Below are 20,467 nucleotides of genomic sequence, written 5' to 3' on the forward strand. Positions count from 1 at the left end.
GCTCGGCGACAGCCCTGACGATCGGCCGAGCTGCCTTCGCTGGAGCGAGCTATCGACATGAGAGGCCCTCCATCTCGCGCGAGAGGATCAGGCTGCGACCAAGGCGGCGGCGGTCGCTTCGAGGACAGTCTTGGCGTCATGCGGAGCGAGCCGGATCTGCAGCCCCCGCTGGCCCCCATTGACATAGACATAGTCGGCGCCGAGCGCGGTTTCCTCGATGGCGGTTCGCACTTTGCGCATCTGGCCGAAGGGGCTGATGCCGCCGACCTTGTATCCGCTGCTGCGCTCTGCATCGGCCGGCTTCATCATCTGCGCCGACTTGCCATTGAAGGCCGCCGCCAGCTTCTTCATGGAGACCTCGTGGTCGGACGGCACGATGACGCAGACGGGCTTGCCGTCAACCAGCGCCATCAAGGTCTTGAGCACTCGGCTGGGCGGTTCGCCAAGGGCGTCTGCAGCCTGCAGGCCGATGCTGTCGGCATCGGGATCATAGTCGTAGCTGTGGACGGAAAAGGCGACGCCTGTCTTGGCGAGCATCTGGGTGGCGCGTGTCACCTTCGACATGGCGGCTTCCTATGGCGTGTTGTGACTTGGCGGAATCGCCAAGAATTGCAAAGACGCGTCGAACCAAAGAGTTAGAGCAAAATAGCGTTTCCGTCTAAACGCGCTTTGCTCTGGCGATGATCGATGAGGCGGGTCGGTGATGACGGGCCCGCCTGCCGGGGCGAGAGCTATCATGGCACCACGGCTTGGAAAACCCGTCGTCGGCATGCCTCTCCCCTATGCCGATCAGAAAAGTCGGGTTAGGGTCGCATCCCCTCCAATCAGCAGACGATCACACATGGCTTTCCGTACCGGTCTCGTCGATGCCATCGGCAACACGCCCCTCATTCGCCTCAACCGCGCGTCCGAGCTGACGGGTTGCACCATTCTTGGCAAGGCCGAATTCATGAATCCGGGCCAGTCGGTAAAGGATCGGGCGGCGCTCTTCATCATCAAGGACGCGGTGGCGCGTGGCGCGCTGAAGCCCGGCGGCACCATCGTCGAAGGCACGGCCGGCAATACGGGTATCGGCCTGGCGCTGGTCGCCGATGCCATGGGCTTTCGCACGGTGATCGTGATTCCCGAGACCCAGAGCCAGGAAAAGAAGGACATGCTGCGCCTGGCGGGGGCAGAACTCGTAGAGGTGCCTGCGGTACCCTATGCCAACCCCAACAATTACGTGAAGGTCTCGGGCAGGCTGGCCGCCGAACTGGCGAAAACCGAACCGGGCGGCGCGGTCTGGGCCAATCAATTCGACAATGTCGCCAACCGCCAGGCCCATATCGAGACCACGGCGCCGGAAATCCTGGAGCAGACCGACGGCAAGCTCGACGGCTTCATCTGCTCGATCGGTTCGGGCGGCACGCTGGCCGGCGTCGGTATCGCCCTGAAGGCGGCCAATCCTGCCATCAAGATCGGCGTGGCTGATCCGATGGGGGCCGCCATGTATTCCTGGTTTACCGATGGCGAACTGAAATTCTCCGGTTCGTCGATGTCGGAGGGCATCGGCCAGAACCGGGTCACCAAGAATATCGAGGGCGCGCCGGTCGACCTTGCCTATCAGATCCCTGATGAAGAAGCGGTGCCGTTGGTTTATGATCTGCTGCAGGAAGAAGGGCTGTGCGTGGGCTTGTCGACCGGCATCAACATTGCCGGTGCCATCCGCATGGCTCGGGAACTCGGGCCCGGCCACACCATCGTGACCATCCTGTGCGACCATGGCTCGCGCTATCAGTCCAAGCTGTTCAATCCTGCGTTCATGCGTTCCAAGAACCTGCCCGTGCCGGAATGGCTTGAAAAGCGTTCCACCATCAAGGCTCCATTGGAATAGGTGACGACATGGCGACAGACCTGTTGTTCAGAGACGATCCCTACAGCCCCGGTGCCAGCGCTACGGTGATCGGGCTGTCGCAACATGGCATCATCCTGGATCGCACGGTCTTTTACGCAACGGGCGGCGGCCAGCCCGGCGATGTCGGCACCATGACATTGTCGGACGGACGCACCATCGCCATCACCAATACGGTGTGGAACGACGAGACCAAGACCGAGATCGCCCATGTGGTGCCGCCGGAAGGATTGTTGCCGGCTGTCGGCGACACGGTCGAACTGGCGCTGGACTGGTCGCGGCGTTATGCCCGCATGAAAGTGCATACCGCCTTGCATCTGCTTTCGGTCGCCCTGCCCTACCCCGTCACCGGCGGATCGATCGGCGATGGCGAGGGGCGGCTCGATTTCGACATCCAGGATGCCGGGCTCGACAAGGATGAGATCGCCCACAAGGTCAATACCATGATCGGCCAGGGCGCCGAGGTCAGCGAACGCTGGATCACCGATGCCGAGCTCGACGCCAATCCTGGTTTGGTGAAGACCATGTCGGTCAAGCCGCCGCGCGGCTCCGGGGTGATCAGGCTGGTCGAGATCGAGGGCCTCGACCTGCAGCCTTGCGGCGGCACCCATGTGCGCAACACCGAGGAGATCGGCCGCATTGCGGTGACGCAGATCGAAAAGAAGGGCAAGCAGAACCGGCGGGTGCGTATCGCCCTGGCTTGACGGTTCGCTCATAGCCGACCAGCGGATGCCGTTCGGTCAGATCATGGTGCCGCACCCACGACGTCTCGGGCCTGAGAAAAGAGCGCGAAAACGTCGTCGTCTTCCTCCTGGTTCATGGCCGTGTCGAAACGGGTATAATGGTCAGGGCTGCACAGCCAGGCGACACAGAGACATTCCTGATCCGGAACGTCGGCCCAGAAGGCGTTGGTGAGTTTGGCGAAGCCGACTTTCCGCTTTGACCAATGCAAATTGGAAAGCGTGTTCGCCAGCCGGATGGTCGCTTGCCGAGACTGGTCGGCCTGCCACGCCGACAGGATGGGAGGCAGGTAAGCACTTCCTCGCGCAATGGCGCACAACACATCTTCGATTGCGTGGCATTGCCATTGCGGATTTGGGAGCCCAGCCTGCCAGGATAATTCGGCCAGGGCCAGGAAATAGCGATCGATCAGAGCGATCTTCTCCCTGCTCCAATTGTGCCGATAGTCAGCACCACGCGTGCCGAGATGATTGAAATTGCACTCGAACCCACCCGTGCCGAGTTGATGCCCCTCGGCGGAGAGCTCGAGCAAGCGCGGCAGGAAATGCTCGGTTTCCTCTGCATTCAGGCACCCGTTGAATGCCGCACCATAATAGGCTTGCATCAGCGGGGCGGGAATGGCCTGGCGCGGCGTGCGGATCAGCAGCGCCTGCTCGTCGGCGGTGACGCAACAGCCCGTGCAGACATTCTGCAGCTGTGCTCCGAAACGGTGGGGCGGAAACAGTTCATAGGCCTCGGCAACGACGGCGCGCAGTGTTTCGTTCATCGAAGTGAGGGCCTCCGCCGGCAGCAATGTTCGGTTGCCTCGCCAAGGATTGGCTGGCGGGACGGGGCACGCCTTGCGCCCCATCCCTTGTCGTCTCCTAATCCTATGCCGCCCAGCCCTTGGCGAGTTCCAGGGCCTGGCGTTCGAATAGACCGCGATAGATGCCGTCGGGGTGGCGGATCAGGCTGGCGTGATCCCCCTCCTCGACGATCTTGCCCTTGTCGAAGACAAGGATGCGGTCCATCGCCTGCACGGTCGAGAGCCGATGAGCGATGACGATGGTGGTTCGCCCCGCCATCAGCCTTTCCATCGCCTCCTGGATCAGATGCTCCGATTCCGAATCGAGGCTGGAAGTCGCCTCGTCCAGGATCAGCACCGGCGCATCCGCCAGGAAGGCCCGGGCGAGCGCCACACGCTGACGCTCGCCGCCGGACAGTTTCACGCCGCGTTCGCCCACCATCGTGCCATAACCCTTGGGCAAGGCCGAGATGAAGGCGTGCGCATTGGCAAGCTTTGCCGCGTGCTCGATCTCCGCCATGCTGGCGCCGGGCCGGGCATAGGCGATGTTTTCGGCAAGCGAGCGGTGAAACAGGATGGGCTCCTGCTGCACGATGGCGATCTGGCTGCGCAGGCTGGCCTGCGTCATGTCGGCGATGTCCTGGCCGTCTATGGTGATGCGGCCGGCATTCACATCGTAGAGACGCTGGATCAGCTTGACGAAGGTGGTCTTGCCCGAGCCCGACCGACCCACCAGGCCGATCTTCTCCCCTGCCCCGATCTCGACGGAGAAGTCGCGATAGAGAGCATCGGCATGGCCACCATAATGGAAGGTGACATGCTCGAAAGCGATGCGCCCGTCAGTGATCATGGCCGGCATGGCATCATGCCTGTCCTTCACGCCCATCGGCTGGTCGTAGAACGCCACCAGTTCCTCCATGTCGTTCACCGAACGTTGGAGATTGTGGATATGCATGCCGATATCGCGCAGATAACCATGGACCACGGCATAGCTGGTCAGGACCAGCGCGACGTCACCGACGCCGGCCTGTCCGCGCGCCCATAACCACAGCACCACGCCCAGTACCGCGGCCCTCAGCCCCAGCAGGAACACGTTCTGGGCCGTACCGGCATTGGTGCCGCGCATCCAGGTGCGATTGGTGCGCGAGCGCCATTTGGCCAGCACGGCCGTCAGCCGGGCATCCTCGCGCGTTTCGCCGCCGAAGGCCTTCACCACCGCGTTGCAGGTTACGGCATCGGCAAGGGCACCGCCCACGCGCGTATCCCAGCTATTGGCCAAGCGCGCCGCCGGCGCGACATAATTCACCGACAGCACCACCGTCATCGCCACGAAGGCAATGGAACCGATGAGAACCACCAGGCCCAGCATCGGCCAGACCGTCGCCAGCACCACCGTCGAGCCGAGCAGGACGAGGATCGAGGGCAGGATGGCCACCAGCAGCGTGTCGTTGAGCATGTCGAGTGCCCACATGCCGCGGGTGACGCGTCGCACCGTCGAGCCCGCGAAATTGTTGGCATGCCAATCGGTGGAGAAACGCTGCACGCGCGCGAAAGCCTCGCGGGCGACTGTACTCATCATCCGTGTGGTCAGGATGGTGATGCCATAGAAGAACAGTTGCCGGCAGCCGACGGCGACCGCGCCGAGGGCCAGCATGGCACCGAGCGCCCACCAGGCCTCGCCTGCATTGCCGAGGCCGGCAGTGACGGCGTCGACCATCTGGCCGGCATAGATCGGCACGACCACCTCGGCGATCGTCGCTACGCCGACGGCGACCACGATCAGGGCGACGAGATCGGCCTGGGTTCGCCAGTGATCAAAGGTGAATCCAAGCACGGCCGCCATGGGATTGCGGCCGGGCTCTTTGCGAGAAAGAGTCATCGGGGTAACCGGCGCAGCCCCGCGCCGTCTCCAAAATTCAAAGCGCGCACGCAAGTGCGACGCAAAATATGTTCAGGAAAAAGACCCGGAGGGTGTTCGGGAGAAAAGGACGCGACCTAACGCGTCAGGATCTCATATGGCCGAGCGTTCGACACGTGAGCGAGAATCAGAAATGTGGTCATGCAATTCTCCCTCATGCTGAGTGTGAACCGGGAAGGGCAACCTAGGGGCAGATTCGCGCGAAGGCAACCGATTTTTTCTGTCGTTGTGTAACGATATGCCGCCAGCGTGCCGTGGTTCGGCACATCTTACGGCAATATGCAGATATCTCACTTGTGGATCGTCGTTGCGAGGATAGCGCAGCAATCGAGCCCTTGATGCCGGGTAATCTGGATTACTGCACTATCCTCGCAACGACGAAACGCCAGTGCTAAGCGCTGGTGTTGAGTGCGATACTACGTCGATGCCACCCGCCGCGAACTGGAGCCGCGCTTGCCGATCATCGGCCACAACAGGCGCCAGGCCAGCAATACGAGCACGATCGCCGCATAGACCAGCGGCTCGATCAGCCAGACCTTCTTGATCATGATGAAATGCAGCGCTCCGAGCGCGATGGCGGGATAGACGAGCTTGTGCAATTTCGACCAGGCCTTGCCGCCGAGCTTGCGGATCGACCAGTTCGTCGACGTCAATGCCAGGGGCACGAGCAGGGCGAAGGCGGCCATGCCGATGGTGATGTAAGGACGGCGCAGGATATCCTGGACAGCCGCGTGGAGATCGAGGCCGCGGTCGAGCCAGAGCCACACGCTCAGATGCAGCAGCACGTAGTAGAAGGCCACCAGGCCAAGCGCGCGCCGATAGCGCAGGAGGTTGACGCGCAGGAGTTGGCGCAAAGGCGTGATGCAGAGGCAGGCGATCAGGAAGCGCAGGGCCCACAGCCCCAGCCCCCATTCGAGCTGGGCGACGGGATCGGCGCCGATGCGCCCGCTGAAGGCAAGATAGAACAGCCACACGGCCGGCAGCATGCCGACGATATAGACGAGCCATTTGAGCATGGCCTGCAGGCTGGCGCGCGAGGGTTGCATCAGTAGTTGACCTTCAGATCCATGCCGGCATACATCGCGGCCACCTGGTCGCCATAGCCGTTGAACATCAAAGTCGGCTGCCGGCCGGCCAGCAGGCCTGCCCCGATCCGACGTTCGCTCGCCTGGCTCCAGCGCGGATGATCGACTTCCGGGTTGACGTTCGAATAGAAGCCGTACTCGCTGGCATTCTCCAGGTTCCACGAAGTGGGCGGCTGCTTTTCGACCAGGCTGATGCGCACGATCGACTTGATGCCCTTGAAGCCATATTTCCAGGGCACGACCAGGCGCAGCGGCGCGCCGTTCTGGTTCGGCAGCGTTTCGCCATAGAGCCCGACAGCCAGCATGGTGAGCGGGTTGAGCGCCTCGTCGAGGCGCAAACCCTCGACATAGGGCCATTTCAGTGCCGGGAAGAAGGCCGACTGGCCCGGCATCTCCGAGGGCCGCACCAGCGTCTCGAAGGCCACGTATTTGGCGCTTCCCTGGGGCTCGGCCTTCTTGATGACGTCGGCGAGCGCGAAACCGAGCCAGGGAATCACCATCGACCAGGCCTCGACGCAGCGATGGCGGTAGATGCGCTCCTCGAGGCGATAGGGCTTGATGAACTCCTCCAGCGCATAAGTTGCCGGCTTGTTGACGAGCCCATCGACCTTGATGCTCCAGGGCGTGGTGGTCAGCTTGCCGGCATAGGCGGCCGGATCGGACTTGTCGGTGCCGAATTCGTAGAAATTGTTGTAGCTGGTGACGTCTTCGAAGCTGGTCTGCTTCTCATCGGTGGAATAGGCGCTCTTGGCTCCCGACAGCTTGGCTGCATCGGCGGAGACAGGTAGCAGCGCTGCGCCGGCAACGGCTCCGAGGCCGGCAAGAAAATGCCTGCGGTCGACATAGGCCTGCTTCGGCGTGACATGGGCCTCTGTGAGGTCGGGTGCGTGGCGGATCAGCATGATCTTCCCTGGTCGATGGGCGTGGACTTACTCCTCTTATACGCCTGTGCCGGGACCGATGTTTCTCACGATCACGTAAGACCGGTGGTAAAATCGATGTGCGCGATCGTGATCGGCGCGTGATCTCAGGCAGCCGCATGCTTTTGGGCTGCACCTGCGGCGAGATCGGCACACCTATAGATTACAGCCTGGCGATATCGCCCCGAGCCCAGTTTTCCTTGGTCTCGGCCTTGAAATCGGCAAAGCGCCCTGCGGCGATGGCGGCGCGCATGCCGGCCATCAGCTCCTGATAGTAGGCCAGGTTGATCCAGGTCAGCAGCATCATGCCGAGAATCTCATTGGCCTTGGTGAGATGGTGCAGATAGGCGCGGCTATAGTCGCGGGCGGCGGGACAAGACGAGGCCTCGTCCAGCGGGCGCGGATCCTCGGCATGGCGGGCATTCTTGAGATTGACCTTGCCGAAACGCGAATAGGCCAGGCCATGGCGCCCTGCCCGTGTCGGCATCACGCAATCGAACATGTCGATGCCGCGCGACACGCTTTCGATCAGGTCGTCCGGTGTGCCGACGCCCATCAGATAGCGTGGTTTCTCGCGCGGCAGATGCGGCTCGACCGTTTCGATCATCTCCAGCATCACGGCCTGCGGTTCGCCGACGGCGAGGCCTCCCACGGCGTAGCCGGGAAAGTCCATGCCGGCCAGTGCCTGCGCGGAGGTAATGCGCAGATCGGGAATGTCGCCGCCCTGCACGATGCCGAAGATCGCCTTGCCGGGTTGGGTTCCGAAGGCGCGCTTCGAGCGCTCGGCCCAATCGAGCGACAGCCGCATGGCGCGCTCGATATCCTTGCGGGTCGAGGGCAGGCGCACGCATTCGTCGAGCTGCATGATGATGTCGGAGTCGAGCAGGGTCTGGATTTCGACCGAGCGCTCGGGCGTGAGGCGATGGGAGGAGCCGTCGATATGGCTGCGGAAGGTGACGCCGTTCTTGTCGAGCTTGCGCAGTCCCGCCAGCGACATCACCTGGAAGCCGCCGGAATCGGTGAGGATCGGGCCCTGCCAGCGCGAGAACTCGTGCAGCCCGCCGAGGGCGGCCACCCGCTCGGCTCCCGGGCGGAGCATCAGGTGATAGGTATTGCCCAGGATGATGTCGGCGCCGAGGTCCTTGACCTGGTCGATATACATCGCCTTGACCGTGCCGGCGGTGCCGACCGGCATGAAGGCTGGCGTGCGCACGCTGCCGCGCCCCAGATGCAGGACGCCGGTGCGAGCCGTACCCTCGGTGGCATGGATGGCGAAGGAGACCTCGCCGACGGTCGATGTCGAAGTTTTCAGCATGGTGCCCGCCATAGCAGACTGGCATCGCCATAGGAATAGAAGCGGTAGCCCGCGGCGATGGCATGGGCATAGGCGGTCTTCATGGTGTCGTAGCCGGCAAAGGCCGAGACCAGCATCATCAAGGTCGATCGGGGAAGGTGGAAATTGGTCATCAGGGCATCGGCGGTACGGAAGCGGTAGCCCGGGGTGATGAAGATCGAGGTCTCGTCGGCGAAGGGCTCGAGGGTGCCGTCCTCAGCGGCGGCGCTTTCGAGCAGGCGTAGCGAGGTGGTGCCGACGGCAATGATGCGCCCTCCCCTGGCCTTGCCGGCATTGAGCGCCTGAGCCGTCTCCGCGGTCACGACCCCGAATTCAGCGTGCATCCTGTGCTGCGAGAGATCCTCGCCCTTCACGGGAAGGAACGTACCGGCGCCGACATGCAGCGTGACGAAATGGCGGGCAATTCCGGCCGCGTCCAGCCTGGCGAAGAGGTCCGGCGTAAAATGCAGGCCGGCCGTGGGGGCGGCAACCGCGCCATCGGCCTTGGCATAGATGGTCTGGTAGTCCTCGCGGTCCCTGGCATCGTCGGCGCGTTTGGAGGCGATATAGGGCGGCAGCGGAATATGGCCGACCGTCGCGATCGCCACGTCCAGCGCTGCGCTTTCCAGCGAAAAGCGCAGCGTGACCTCGCCGCCTTCGCCCTTCTCCTCGACAGCGGCACTCAAATTCTCGCTGAATTCGATGATGTCTCCCACCGCCAGGCGCTTGCCGGGGCGAGCGAAGGCTCTCCACTGGGCCGGTCCGAGGCGCTGGTGCAGCATCGCCTCGATGGCGGCCCCTGCCCCGCTTGGGCGGCGGCGCAGGCCGTCGAGCCTGGCGGGGATGACCTTGGTGTCGTTGAAAACCAGCATGTCGCCTGCCCGCAGCAGCTTGGGTAGGTCGGATACGATGCGATCGGCCAGGCTGCCGTGAACCGGGCCGACTTCGAGCAGGCGTGCGTGGTCGCGCGGCTCGGCGGGGCGAAGCGCGATGTTTTCGGCAGGCAGATGAAAATCGAAATCGGAAACGCGCATGCTCAACGTCCGCGCAACCAAATCTGGTCTTGCTTTGTCATTGGAACGTCATTGCGCGTGGGGCCAAGCAATCCAAGTCTACGCTTCATGAGAATTGGATTGCTTGGCTGCACTCGCAATGACGCCAAAAATAGGATGGGCACCACCGGATCTCTCCGGTGATGCCCGATTGCTTGTCTCAGGGCGTGCTCAGGCGATGTCGGCCTGGACGCGCATGGAGACGATCTTGTCGGGGTTCACCACCGGCTCGCCGCGCTTGATCTTGTCGACGTTCTCCATGCCTTCCACGACCTTGCCCCAGACCGTGTACTGGCGATCGAGGAACTTGGCGTTGTCGAACACGATGAAGAACTGCGAGTTGGCGGAGTTCGGCATCGAGGAACGGGCCATCGAGCAGATGCCGCGCACATGCGACTCGTCGTTGAACTCGGCCGGCAGGTTCGGGTGCTTGGAGCCGCCGGTGCCGCGACCGTCGGGGCAGCCGGCCTGCGCCATGAAGCCATCGATCACGCGATGGAAGACGATGCCGTCATAGAATTTCTCGCGGGCGAGCAGCTTGATGCGCTCGACATGCTGGGGGGCGAGGTCCGGACGCAGTTCGATGACGACACGGCCCTGCGTGGTTTCCATGACGATCGTGTTTTCGGGATCAGCGGCCATCAGCACGCTCCTTTCTGTCGGAAAGCAAAGTGGAATGACGGCTAGATAGTGCCTGGCCGCCCGTCTTGCAATTGGCGAATGCAGCCGGTGCAAACCTTACTTGGCCAACTGCATCTTGATGATCTTGTCGGGATTGCTGACCATGCCGTTGTCGCTGGCATCGCCCTTCTTGATCTTGTCGATGGCGTCCATGCCCGACACCACCTCGCCGACGATGGTGTACTGGCCATCGAGGCTGGCCTGCGGGGCATACATGATGAAGAACTGCGAATTCGCCGAATTCGGATCGGAGGAACGGGCCATGCCGACGACACCGCGCACGAACTTGGCCTTGTTGGTGAACTCGGCCTTGAGGTCGGGCAGGTCCGAACCGCCGGTGCCAGTGCCGGTGGGATCGCCAGTCTGGGCCATGAAGCCCTCGATCACGCGGTGGAAGACGATGCCGTTGTAGAAACCGCGCTTCACCAGCGTCTTGATCTGCTCGACATGCTTGGGCGCGAGGTCGGGACGCAGCTTGATGGTGGCGCGGCCGTACTGGGTGTCGAGATAGACGGTGTTGGCATCGGCCTGGGCAGCCTGGGCGGGAGCCACGGCGAAGAGGCCGATCACGACGGCCAAAGCAGAAAGAATACGAAGCAAGGATTGTCTCCCTCGAAGACGGAATGGATTGCAGGGTTTTGCCCTAGGGCGTCGATTTGGCGAACCGCGCCTTCAGGCGGCGCAGCACGCCTGCCGGTACGAATCCGGAGACATCGCCGCCCATGGCCGCGATCTGGCGCACAAGCGTGGCGGTGATAGGGCGCACGATCGGCGAGGATGGCAGGAAAACGGTCTGGACACCGGGTGCCAAGGCGGCATTCATGCCGGCCATCTGCATTTCATAGTCGAGATCGGTGCCGTCCCTGAGACCGCGGATCAGCAGGGTCGCTCCCACGCGCCGGGCCGCATCGACGGCGAGATCCGCAAAGGTGACGACTTCCAATCGGTCAGGGCCAAGCAACGGGCCGCAATCCTCGCGGATCATGTCCATGCGCTCTTCGGCCGTGAACAAAGGAGCCTTGCCGGGATGCACGCCAATGGCAACCACCAGTCGATCGGCCACGGCCGCAGCATGCCGGATGACGTCGACATGGCCGTTGGTCAGGGGATCGAAGGAGCCCGCATAGAAGGCCGTCCTGGGCGTCGCATGGGCTGAGGTCATGGCACTCTCATCGTTGGGGCGGGTTGTGGTTTCGTTTTGACGGGAGCGATGTTTGCCGAGAGGAAGGCATTCGATGACGCAAGCCTTGCGGCTTGGTCGCTTCGCTTGCCCTGCCGCGAAGTCCTGGCAGCGCTTGCCCCTCCCGTCCCACCATTTTGACCTCGTCAAACTCCAGACCATAACCGATGGCACGCCCTAAGGCTTAAGCCGAAGGTCCAGGCATCCGGAATGTTTCATTTTGGTACACTCTGCGCCGACCATCGAGGCGAGGCCCGTTTGCCGAAGGCAACGAAAATCGTTCCGATGATCGACCGCTCAGGGAACTTTCTGGCCGGCCATCGCATTATCCGTGGCACGATACAATTCAAGCGAAATGCCTCGGAATTTGCGGTCCTACGGGCAAATCCTGCCCCCAAATCGGTTGATGCACATGGCCCTCGCTGTTCTCGTCTCCACCGTCCCTTTCGCGCAAACGCTGCCTCCGCGAGGACGGCGTGTGCGAAAGCGCACGGCGAGTCACGGTCGCATCATGGTTAATGGGTCATAAGTGATCAAACAAGGTTGAGACACACCTGAACTGATAGGATGCATGGCTATGACAACCCTTCGCCCCGCCCTGGCAATCGGTGCAAGCCTCTTCGCCCTCGCCGCCGCCTCTCTCCTCGACGTGGCCCGCATGCAGCCTCAGCAGGTTGCCGCAAGCCGCGGTGACAGGCTGAACGTTGCATCCCTCGCTGCCGATTGCAGCAAGAATTCAATCATTGCCGCCTGTGCAGGCGACGTCGCTGCCAAGCAGGCGATGCCGCCGGTGACGCTGGTCCAAGTCTACCAGGACACCGGCAAGACCACGCTGGTCAAGATCAAGCTGGCGCAATGATCCCCCCGTTTTGCCTCGCATCGTCCGCAACCCGCGGCGATGCGATGGTTTTCGCCCTCCAAGACCGCCGGTTCGGCTGATCGAAAAGCCCTTCCGGAACCTGCAAACGGCACCCTTCGTGGGTGCCGCTTTTTTTGTTGGGGCTATTCCTCGCCGCCTTCTTCGTCCTCGTCACCCTCATCGCTGACGCGCTCGACGGAGACGACTTTCTCACCCTCGGCGGTGTTGAAGACGATGACACCCTGCGAGCCGCGTCCGACGATACGGATGCCTTCGACCGGACAGCGGATGAGCTGGCCACCATCGGTCACCAGCATGATCTGGTCGCTGTGCTCGACGGCATAGGAGGAGACCAGCTTGCCATTACGCTGGTTGACGGCCATGGCGACGATGCCTTTGCCGCCACGGCCGGTGATGCGATATTCGTAGGACGAAGAGCGCTTGCCATAGCCATTTTCGGAAATGGTAAGGATGAACTGCTCTTCGGCCGAGAGTTGAGCGTAACGCTCGGTGGTGATCTCCACCGCGGCTTCGCTCGTTTCCTCGACTTCCTCGACGCCATTGTCACCGTTTTCGGTTTCGCCGGCCACCGCGCGACGCATCTTGAAATAGGCGGACCGCTCCTCGGGGGAAATCTCGCGATGGGCGATGATGTCCATGGCAATGACGGTGTCTTCGCCCTCCAGCCTGATGCCGCGTACGCCCATGGAGTCACGCCCCTTGAACACGCGCACATCGGGCACGGGGAAGCGGATGCATTGGCCAAGGGCGGTGGTGAGCAGCACGTCGTCCGCCTCGGTGCAGATCGAGACGTCCCGGATCTGCTCACCTTCCTCCAGCTTCATCGCGATCTTGCCGGCGCGGTTGACCTGGACGAAATCCGAAAGGTCGTTGCGCCGCACGGTGCCGGACGAGGTGGCGAACATGATGTGCAGCGTCGCCCACTGGTTCTCGTCCTCGGGCAGCGGCATGATCGAAGTGATGCGCTCGTCCGCTTCGATCGGCAGCAGATTGATGAAGGCCTTGCCGCGTGCCTGGGGCGCCGCCAGGGGCAGGCGCCAGACCTTTTCCTTGTAGACGCGGCCCTTGGAGGAGAAGAACAGCACCGGCGTGTGGGTGTTCGCCACGAACAGGTAGGTGACGAAATCCTCTTCCTTGGTCTGCATGCCGGAGCGGCCCTTGCCGCCGCGATGCTGCGCCCGGTAGGTAGAGAGAGGCACGCGCTTGACATAGCCGGCATGGGACACGGTGACCACCATGTCCTCTTTCTGGATCAGGTCCTCGTCCTCGAAATCGGCGTCCGAATCGAGGATTTCGGTAAGACGCGGCGTGGCGTGCAGCGCCTTCATCTCTTCCAGTTCGGTGCGAGCGATCGACATGATGCGCGCGCGCGAGCGCAGGATCTCGAGGTAGTCGCGAATCTGGTCGGCCAGTTTCTGCAGATCGTCGCCGATCTCGTCGCGGCCGAGAGCGGTCAGGCGGGCCAGGCGCAGTTCCAGGATGGCGCGAGCCTGGGCATCCGAAAGACGGTAGGTTCCGTCCTCGTTCATCGGATGCTTGGGATCGTCGACCAGCAGGATCAGCGGCGCGATGTCGCCCGTCGGCCAGTCGCGGCCCATCAAGGCCTCACGGGCTGTGGTCGGGTCGGGACTGGTGCGGATGATACGGATGACTTCGTCGATATTGGCGACGGCGGTGGCGAGGCCGCACAGGATATGGGCGCTGTTCCGCGCCTTGTTCAGCAGATATTTGGTGCGGCGGCTGATCACCTCTTCGCGAAAATCAACGAAGGCCGAGATCATGTCCTTGAGATTGAGCAGTTCGGGCCGACCGCCATTCAGCGCCACCATGTTCGCCCCGAAGCTGGTCTGCAACGAGGTGAAGCGGTAGAGCTGGTTCAGCACCACTTCGCCGACCGCATCGCGCTTGAGCTCGATGACGAGGCGCATGCCCTGGCGGTCGGACTCGTCGCGCACTTCGGCGATGCCTTCGATCCGCTTCTCGCGCACCAACTCGGCAATGCGTTCCTGCAGCGTCGCCTTGTTGACCTGGTAGGGAATGGCGGTGACGATGATGGCGTCACGATCCTTGCGGATTTCCTCGATCGTGGCGGTGGCGCGCATGATGATCGAGCCGCGCCCGGTATTATAGGCCGAGCGAATGCCGGAACGGCCGACGATATTGGCCGCGGTGGGGAAATCCGGCCCCGGGATCAGTTCCATCAGATCGTCGATGGTGATGGCCGGATTGTCGATATAGGCCAGACAGCCGTCGATCACCTCGCCGAGATTGTGGGGCGGAATGTTGGTGGCCATGCCGACGGCGATGCCACCGGCACCGTTGACCAGGAGATTGGGAAAGCGCGCCGGCAGAACCGTCGGCTCCGACTTGGTGCCGTCATAGTTTTCCTGGAAGTCGACCGTATCCTTGTCGATATCATCGATCATCGCCACGGCGGCTTTCGACATGCGCGACTCGGTGTAGCGCATGGCCGCCGGCGGGTCGCCGTCGACCGAGCCGAAATTGCCCTGCCCGTCCACCAGCATCAGCCGCATCGAAAAAGGCTGAGCCATGCGGACCAGGGCGTCGTAGATCGACTGGTCGCCATGGGGATGGTACTGACCCATCACGGCGCCGACGATATTGGCCGACTTGACGTATTTGCGGTCGGGCGTGTGGTTGTTCTCGTACATGGAATGCACGATGCGCCGATGGACCGGCTTCAGGCCGTCACGCACGTCCGGCAGGGCGCGGCTCACGATCACGCTCATGGCGTAATCGAGATAGCTGCGCCTCATCTCGTCGGTGATGGAAGTCGAGCGGATGTCGGACGGCTCCCCGTCATCCGGCCTCTTGTCGTTTTCGTCAGTCAATGCACGGCCTCAAACCGATTCTGCGGCGTCCTCATGGGCAAGACGCGTTTGGGAAACGCTCCTTGCTCACGCTCTTCGTTCTCGACGCGTCCTGAAGCAAAGCGCGTTCGAGCGTGAACGCCAATTTGCTCTAGCTCCTTGTTTCGACGCATCTTTGCGATTTGAAGTCGTCCGTTCAAATCGCAAAACGCTTTGGCGACTCTCAGTGATTCCATTAAATCGCCAAACGCTTTAGCCCATTCCGCCCCCCGGTGCCACCCTGGCGCTCCCTGTGCCAACAGCATTCTTCGATTTGTCTTTCAAAGGGTTATTCGCGACTCTTACCGAATGCTCTGGAGCTGAAGAACATGGCACGCATGAGGCGAGCGGCTATGAAGGTGGAAGCATACGCTCGGTTGGCTTGCGCCCACATACGCCGGTAGCGCATCCGTAAAAGAACTTCCGGTAGCTCACCTGCAGGCCTTCCGCCTCCAGCATTCGGGCGAAGGCGGAAGCGTCGCCGAAATTGGTACTGTAGGTGCCGATCATGGCGAAGTCCTGGGCTCCCTTCAGCAGGAAGCGCTCGATCATGGGCAGCACCATCTTGAGATGGAACAGATAGAGCGGACGGAGCCACCATCCCTTGGGATCGGAGGCTTCGATCAGCGAGAAACTGCCGCCCGGCTTGAGGCAGCGGGCGATAAGGGCCGCGAGCTTGCGATGCTGGGTCGGATTGAACGTCTTCAGGCCGAAGGTCGAAATCACGAAATCCGCGCCGCCGTCGGGCAGAGTGCTGGAGAGCACGTCGTCCTCGATGAAGGCGATCTTGTGGGCCCGATGTGCATGAAGGCGGGTCATGGCGCGCTGATGCATGCCCGTTGAAATGTCGACGGCGACGATGCCGGCAATCGCCGGATAGCGTTTCAGGAGATGAGGCCAGACCTCGCCGGTGCCAGCCATGAGATCATAACCCGTGGCAGCCGGGGCCTCTGGTGCCGGCAGCGCCTCGACGCATTGCCGGCGCCAGCGCTCGGTGAAGCCGAGCGAGCACCAGGTGCTGAACGCGATATATTTATCGGAACAGCGATCGAAGACGCCTTTCACGAATTGAGGGTCGTAGATGTCTTCGGCCATGCGCCACCGTAACGGAAGTCTCGTGACGCCCTTAGGGCAGCAGGATAGAGGATCCCGTCGTACCCCGCCCTTCCAGGTCCTCATGCGCCTTGCGGGCGTCCTTGAGCGGATAGCGCTGGTTGACGGGGATCTTAACCTTGCCGGAGGCGACCGTCTCGAACAGGTCGCTGGCCGTCGCCAGAAGGTCGGCGCGCTCGGCGACATAGGTCCCCAGCGTCGGGCGGGTGGCGAAGAGCGAGCCCTTCTGGGACAGAAGCAGCATCGGAACAGGCTCGACGGGGCCGGAGGCATTGCCGAAGGAGACCCACATGCCGAGCGGCCTCAGGCAGTCGAGCGAACCGGGGAAGGTATCCTTGCCGACGCCGTCATAGACCACCTCGCATTTGCGGCCATCGGTGATCTCGGCGACGCGCCTCACCCAGTCCTCGCTGCGATAGAGAATGGTATGGTCGGCGCCGTTGGCGCGCGCCAGGGCCGCCTTTTCCTCCGAACCCACCGTGCCGATCACCGTTGCCCCCAGCGCCTTGGCCCATTGGCACAGGATCAGCCCGACACCGCCCGCAGCCGCATGCACCAGGACTGTCTGGCCGGTCGCGACCTTGAAAGTGCGCCGGATCAGATATTGTGCCGTCATGCCCTTGAGCATCATGCCGGCGGCCTGCTCGTAGGAAATCGCGTCCGGCAGCGGCACGAGCCGGTTGGCGGGATAGGTGCGCTCCGCGGCATAGCTGCCGATCGCACCGGCATAGGCCACACGGTCACCGGGCTTGAACTCGGTCACGCCCTCGCCGACAGCGACCACTTCTCCCGCCCCCTCCGCGCCGAGTGTGAAAGGCAGGGACGGTGCCTTGTAGAGGCCGGAGCGGTAATAGGTATCGATATAGTTCACGCCGCAGGCATGCTGACGGATCAGGACCTCGCCGGGTGCCGGCAGCGGCGTCGCCACTTCCTCATAAGTCAAAACCTCGGGGCCGCCGGTCTGGTGAACGCGAATGGCTGCGGGCATGGCAAATACCTGTCGTTGAAATCAAGTCGTGTCGGAATGCAGAATTCGGCTCAGATGGAAAACGCCCGATATTAGAGCGCCCAGGGCTCACTCGGCAATGCGGCCTTGGGGCGGTGCCGTGCGGAAATATCCGAGAATCAGGAAATAGACGCCGATGATGCAAAGCGCCCAGGTGACCCAGGGGGCCGGATCGACATTCTCCCAGATCGCCTTGATCGCCAGAACCGACCATACCACCAGCAGGATCAGGGTGGGCATGCGCAGTTTGGCCACGCGCAGCGGGTGCACGAAAACGAAGGATGCGAAGGTCATCAGGCCGAGTGCCAGAACCACCAGGAAGATAGCCGTCATGGAGAGGATCGTCGGTTCGGCCGGGCTGAGCAGGAAGAAATAGAACACGATCAGGTTCCACACCGCCGGGAAGCCTTTGAACCAGGCGTCTTCCGTCTTCATCTCGTTGTCGGCGAAATACATCGCGCTGGTGAGAAGGATCACCGCCATGGCGATAAGGTTGAGCGCATTGCTCGAACCGCCGAGCATGCCCGAACTGTAGAGGGCATAAGCGGGAACGATGACATAGGTCAGATAGTCGATGATCAGATCGAGGGCGACGCCCGACCAGCGGGGCGAGGCTTCGGTGATATTGATCTTGCGGGCGATCGTGCCGTCGATGCCATCAACGAACAAGGCAAGCGCCAGCCAGGCGAACATCGTGCGCCAATCGTGCTGGACAGCCGCTATCAGGGCAAGAAAACCCCACAGCACACCGCTGGCCGTAAACAAATGCACACCGAAAGCCAGCCGCTTCTGCTGCGGGGTTATCGGATTGCCGGAAGGTCTAGGAGGTGATGAAGCCAACGCTGCTCGGATTCTCTACTGAAGGAGCGTCATCATATCGCCACATAACCCCGGCGCTAGAATATTTTCGCCTCCAGGCCCGGGTGCCCACAAGAACGTCCGCGTTGCTACGGCTGTCCGCCGCGCAATCTCGAAGGATGCGCGGGGCGGTTGACACATCCCCTCCCCGGCACCATCACTGCACGAACCACCCACATCGCCGAGCCGGAAGCCGAAAAACGAGCGCGCGATCCATGGAATGGTCCGGACTATCTCTGGCATCCGTCGACATGCTCGGAGCGCCGCCGTGGTTCTGGGCGATCTTCGCATCGTCCATCACCGCCATTCTCATCTTCGATCTGGGCTATCTCAATCGCCGCATTCCGGTGCTGTCGCTCGGCCAATCGATTGGTTTGACAGCGGCCTATGCCGTGCTGGCCGCCATGTTCGGGTGCGGCGCATGGCTCTATTTCGGGCCGGAGAAAGGATCGCTGTTCTTCACCGCCTATGCGCTCGAGCAGTCGCTTTCGATCGACAATGTCTTCGTGATGTCGGTGATCTTCGCCTTTTTTGGTGTGCCTCGACGATATCAGCATCGCGTGCTGTTCTGGGGGATCGTCGTCGCCATCGTCCTCAGGGGCGTCTTCGTCGGCTTGGGCGCGGCGATCGTGGCGCGATTTGCCTGGGTGCTCTATCTGTTCGGCTTCTTCCTGATCGTGACCGGACTGCGCATGCTGCGCGGCGTCGACGATCGGCCGGACCTCGACCAGAACAGGGCGGTTGCCTGGTTCATGCGCCATTTGCGCATGACGACGAGGATCGAGGGCGAGCACTTCTTTGTTCGTCTGCCGGGCGGCGACGGCAAGCCCGTCCTGTACGCGACGCCCCTGTTCGCCGCCTTTTCGGTGATCAACGTGGCTGACATCGTCTTCGCCGTAGACAGCGTGCCGGCGGTACTGTCCCAGACGCAGGATCCCTTCATCGTCTACACCTCGAACATCTTCGCCATTCTTGGTCTGCGGGCCCTGTATTTCGTCATCGACGCGCTCATCGCCAAATTTCGGTATCTGAAGGTCGCGTTGGCGGCGCTGCTGGTTTTTATCGGCGTCGTGATTTTTTACGAACGCCTCATCGGCGAGTTCGACAATGTGCTGACCATGGCGATCACTTTCGCGATGCTGGCGATCGCCATCCTCGCCTCGATCCTGACATCCGCGAAAACCTGATCGCATCAATAGGATCGGGCGGCACCGCGTCCGTAGAGGTGCTCGAATTGCGCAATCAGCCAGGCAAGGCCGGCGTCGGCATCGCTGATGGCCGTCCATAGCAGGCTGACTTGCGTGGTCAGGCTTTCGAAGGGCAGGCTGGCGGTTGAAAGCTGCAAGGTTTCGGCCCAGGCATCGGCGACAAAGGACGGCACAGTGGCGAAAGCGGCCATCTGCCGGACGATCAGAGGATTGGTCGCAAAGTTCCGGCTGGCGAATAGCACGTTGCGTCTATGCCCCAGCCCTTCGAGTTTTTCGTCGATGAAGCCATGCAATTCGCCGCTGAAGGAGGTCAGCAGGTGCGGATAGGCCAGATAGTCCTCCAATGTGAGACGACCGCCAGGCAAGGCGATGTAGCGGGGATCGAAGACGCAGACGAAGGTCCAGTCGAACAAGGCCTGGCCTCGATGCCAGGTGGACGCCTCGTCGAAGACGCCGATCGCGAGGTCGATTTCGCCCGCGTCCAGCATGGACGAAGCGCGCGTTCGATCCGTGAAGGAGGATATCAGCCTGATGCCGGGCGCTGTGCGCGCAAATTGCTGGACCAGCTTGGGCATCAAGGCCACTTCGAGGGCGTCGCTGAGCCCGATGTGAAAGACCCGTTCGGCCGTGCCCGGATCGAAACTGGGTTTGCGGCGAAGAGCCTGCTGGAGGGAGAGCAGCAAGGGATCGATCGCGCCGGCGAGTTCGACGGCGCGCGGCGTGGGCGCCATGCCCTGTCGCGTACGAACGAACAATTCATCGCCGAAGGCCGACCGCAATCTTTTGAGTGCGCCGCTGAGCGCCGGCTGGCCGATGAACAGCCGTTCGGCGGCGCGGGTGACGTTGCGCTCCGCCATGAGAGCATGGAAGGCCAGAAGAAGATTGAGATCCAGCCTCCTCAAATCACTATCGATGATAGACATCATAAATCCAAACGATTTGAATGA

General features: G+C 62.2%; 19 protein-coding genes. 4 read left to right on the top strand and 15 right to left on the bottom strand.

The window, feature by feature from the left end:
* Window positions 1-87: 87 nt before the first annotated feature.
* A complete protein-coding gene (gene ybaK / locus ACTJKX_RS05540; protein ID WP_394308946.1) occupies window positions 88-564 on the bottom strand; it encodes a Cys-tRNA(Pro) deacylase in 477 nt (158 codons plus the stop codon).
* Window positions 565-841: 277 nt separating this feature from the next.
* Here ybaK and ACTJKX_RS05545 point away from each other — a divergent pair, with 277 nt between their 5' ends.
* Together ACTJKX_RS05545 and ACTJKX_RS05550 are read left to right on the top strand one after the other, a co-directional pair.
* Entirely contained in the window at window positions 842-1,873 is a 1,032-nt protein-coding gene (locus ACTJKX_RS05545) for a cysteine synthase A (RefSeq protein ID WP_394308948.1), read from the top strand.
* 8 nt (window positions 1,874-1,881) lie between these two features.
* Entirely contained in the window at window positions 1,882-2,595 is a 714-nt protein-coding gene (locus tag ACTJKX_RS05550; protein WP_440724628.1) for an alanyl-tRNA editing protein, read from the top strand.
* Window positions 2,596-2,636: 41 nt separating this feature from the next.
* Here the strand turns inward: ACTJKX_RS05550 and ACTJKX_RS05555 are convergent, their stop codons facing one another.
* From ACTJKX_RS05555 to coaD, 9 genes are all read right to left on the bottom strand, one after another.
* The gene (locus ACTJKX_RS05555) at window positions 2,637-3,482 is read right to left on the bottom strand and encodes a hypothetical protein (protein ID WP_440724629.1); all 846 of its coding nucleotides are present in this window, start codon (window positions 3,480-3,482) and stop codon (window positions 2,637-2,639) included.
* Between the two features lie 19 nt (window positions 3,483-3,501).
* Window positions 3,502-5,295 (bottom strand): ABC transporter ATP-binding protein, encoded by a 1,794-nt coding sequence (locus ACTJKX_RS05560; RefSeq protein ID WP_440724630.1) that lies wholly within the window; start codon window positions 5,293-5,295, stop codon window positions 3,502-3,504.
* A 455-nt stretch (window positions 5,296-5,750) separates the two neighbouring features.
* On the bottom strand, window positions 5,751-6,380 hold the full coding sequence (msrQ, locus tag ACTJKX_RS05565; protein WP_394308954.1) for a protein-methionine-sulfoxide reductase heme-binding subunit MsrQ: 630 nt from the start codon (window positions 6,378-6,380) through the stop codon (window positions 5,751-5,753).
* On the bottom strand, window positions 6,380-7,321 hold the full coding sequence (msrP, locus tag ACTJKX_RS05570) for a protein-methionine-sulfoxide reductase catalytic subunit MsrP (protein WP_440724631.1): 942 nt from the start codon (window positions 7,319-7,321) through the stop codon (window positions 6,380-6,382). The genes msrQ and msrP overlap by 1 nt, the downstream gene beginning before the upstream one ends.
* Before the next feature lie 181 nt (window positions 7,322-7,502).
* Window positions 7,503-8,654 carry a tRNA guanosine(34) transglycosylase Tgt gene (gene tgt, locus ACTJKX_RS05575; protein WP_440724632.1) on the bottom strand — a complete coding sequence of 384 codons (1,152 nt, stop codon included), beginning with the start codon at window positions 8,652-8,654 and terminating at the stop codon, window positions 7,503-7,505.
* A complete protein-coding gene (queA, locus tag ACTJKX_RS05580; protein ID WP_440724633.1) occupies window positions 8,648-9,706 on the bottom strand; it encodes a tRNA preQ1(34) S-adenosylmethionine ribosyltransferase-isomerase QueA in 1,059 nt (352 codons plus the stop codon). The genes tgt and queA overlap by 7 nt, the downstream gene beginning before the upstream one ends.
* A 189-nt stretch (window positions 9,707-9,895) precedes the next feature.
* Window positions 9,896-10,366, bottom strand: coding sequence for a peptidylprolyl isomerase (locus ACTJKX_RS05585; RefSeq protein WP_068295034.1), 471 nt, complete (start codon window positions 10,364-10,366; stop codon window positions 9,896-9,898).
* Window positions 10,367-10,462: 96 nt separating this feature from the next.
* Window positions 10,463-11,005, bottom strand: a complete 543-nt coding sequence (locus ACTJKX_RS05590; RefSeq protein WP_376717694.1) for a peptidylprolyl isomerase — start codon at window positions 11,003-11,005, stop codon at window positions 10,463-10,465.
* Window positions 11,006-11,048: 43 nt separating this feature from the next.
* Complete coding sequence (gene coaD / locus ACTJKX_RS05595) at window positions 11,049-11,567, bottom strand: pantetheine-phosphate adenylyltransferase (RefSeq protein ID WP_311938464.1); 519 nt, start codon at window positions 11,565-11,567, stop codon at window positions 11,049-11,051.
* Window positions 11,568-12,162: 595 nt separating this feature from the next.
* Here coaD and ACTJKX_RS05600 point away from each other — a divergent pair.
* Window positions 12,163-12,444 (top strand): hypothetical protein, encoded by a 282-nt coding sequence (locus ACTJKX_RS05600; RefSeq protein WP_311938462.1) that lies wholly within the window; start codon window positions 12,163-12,165, stop codon window positions 12,442-12,444.
* 143 nt (window positions 12,445-12,587) lie between these two features.
* Here ACTJKX_RS05600 and gyrA read toward each other — a convergent pair whose 3' ends face one another.
* The 4 genes from gyrA to ACTJKX_RS05620 form a co-directional block, all read right to left on the bottom strand.
* A complete protein-coding gene (gene gyrA / locus ACTJKX_RS05605) occupies window positions 12,588-15,317 on the bottom strand; it encodes a DNA gyrase subunit A (protein WP_440724634.1) in 2,730 nt (909 codons plus the stop codon).
* Between the two features lie 369 nt (window positions 15,318-15,686).
* Window positions 15,687-16,430 (bottom strand): class I SAM-dependent methyltransferase, encoded by a 744-nt coding sequence (locus tag ACTJKX_RS05610; protein ID WP_394308959.1) that lies wholly within the window; start codon window positions 16,428-16,430, stop codon window positions 15,687-15,689.
* A 31-nt stretch (window positions 16,431-16,461) separates the two neighbouring features.
* The gene (locus ACTJKX_RS05615; RefSeq protein ID WP_311938456.1) at window positions 16,462-17,436 is read right to left on the bottom strand and encodes a quinone oxidoreductase family protein; all 975 of its coding nucleotides are present in this window, start codon (window positions 17,434-17,436) and stop codon (window positions 16,462-16,464) included.
* An 87-nt stretch (window positions 17,437-17,523) separates the two neighbouring features.
* Window positions 17,524-18,225, bottom strand: a complete 702-nt coding sequence (locus ACTJKX_RS05620; protein WP_311938454.1) for a CDP-alcohol phosphatidyltransferase family protein — start codon at window positions 18,223-18,225, stop codon at window positions 17,524-17,526.
* 59 nt (window positions 18,226-18,284) lie between these two features.
* Between ACTJKX_RS05620 and ACTJKX_RS05625 the strand changes: the two genes are divergently transcribed.
* The gene (locus ACTJKX_RS05625) at window positions 18,285-19,499 is read left to right on the top strand and encodes a TerC family protein (RefSeq protein WP_440724635.1); all 1,215 of its coding nucleotides are present in this window, start codon (window positions 18,285-18,287) and stop codon (window positions 19,497-19,499) included.
* Window positions 19,500-19,504: 5 nt separating this feature from the next.
* On the opposite strand, the gene ACTJKX_RS05630 is transcribed toward ACTJKX_RS05625, so the two are convergent.
* On the bottom strand, window positions 19,505-20,422 hold the full coding sequence (locus tag ACTJKX_RS05630) for a LysR family transcriptional regulator (RefSeq protein WP_394308963.1): 918 nt from the start codon (window positions 20,420-20,422) through the stop codon (window positions 19,505-19,507).
* Between the last annotated feature and the right edge of the window lie 45 nt (window positions 20,423-20,467).

The organism is Labrys sp. 22185, assembly GCF_052045555.1.
Classification (GTDB): domain Bacteria; phylum Pseudomonadota; class Alphaproteobacteria; order Rhizobiales; family Labraceae; genus Labrys; species Labrys neptuniae.

Excerpts from the sequence above, each read along its gene's own strand:
- ybaK (WP_394308946.1), bottom strand. The coding sequence starts at position 564 with ATGTCGAAGGTGACACGCGCCACCCAGATGCTCGCCAAGACAGGCGTC.
- ACTJKX_RS05545 (WP_394308948.1), top strand. The coding sequence starts at position 842 with ATGGCTTTCCGTACCGGTCTCGTCGATGCCATCGGCAACACGCCCCTC.
- ACTJKX_RS05550 (WP_440724628.1), top strand. The coding sequence starts at position 1,882 with ATGGCGACAGACCTGTTGTTCAGAGACGATCCCTACAGCCCCGGTGCC.
- ACTJKX_RS05555 (WP_440724629.1), bottom strand. The coding sequence starts at position 3,482 with ATGGGGCGCAAGGCGTGCCCCGTCCCGCCAGCCAATCCTTGGCGAGGC.
- ACTJKX_RS05560 (WP_440724630.1), bottom strand. The coding sequence starts at position 5,295 with ATGACTCTTTCTCGCAAAGAGCCCGGCCGCAATCCCATGGCGGCCGTG.
- msrQ (WP_394308954.1), bottom strand. The coding sequence starts at position 6,380 with ATGCAACCCTCGCGCGCCAGCCTGCAGGCCATGCTCAAATGGCTCGTC.
- msrP (WP_440724631.1), bottom strand. The coding sequence starts at position 7,321 with ATGCTGATCCGCCACGCACCCGACCTCACAGAGGCCCATGTCACGCCG.
- tgt (WP_440724632.1), bottom strand. The coding sequence starts at position 8,654 with ATGCTGAAAACTTCGACATCGACCGTCGGCGAGGTCTCCTTCGCCATC.
- queA (WP_440724633.1), bottom strand. The coding sequence starts at position 9,706 with ATGCGCGTTTCCGATTTCGATTTTCATCTGCCTGCCGAAAACATCGCG.
- ACTJKX_RS05585 (WP_068295034.1), bottom strand. The coding sequence starts at position 10,366 with ATGGCCGCTGATCCCGAAAACACGATCGTCATGGAAACCACGCAGGGC.
- coaD (WP_311938464.1), bottom strand. The coding sequence starts at position 11,567 with ATGACCTCAGCCCATGCGACGCCCAGGACGGCCTTCTATGCGGGCTCC.
- ACTJKX_RS05600 (WP_311938462.1), top strand. The coding sequence starts at position 12,163 with ATGACAACCCTTCGCCCCGCCCTGGCAATCGGTGCAAGCCTCTTCGCC.
- ACTJKX_RS05610 (WP_394308959.1), bottom strand. The coding sequence starts at position 16,430 with ATGGCCGAAGACATCTACGACCCTCAATTCGTGAAAGGCGTCTTCGAT.
- ACTJKX_RS05615 (WP_311938456.1), bottom strand. The coding sequence starts at position 17,436 with ATGCCCGCAGCCATTCGCGTTCACCAGACCGGCGGCCCCGAGGTTTTG.
- ACTJKX_RS05625 (WP_440724635.1), top strand. The coding sequence starts at position 18,285 with ATGAAGCCAACGCTGCTCGGATTCTCTACTGAAGGAGCGTCATCATAT.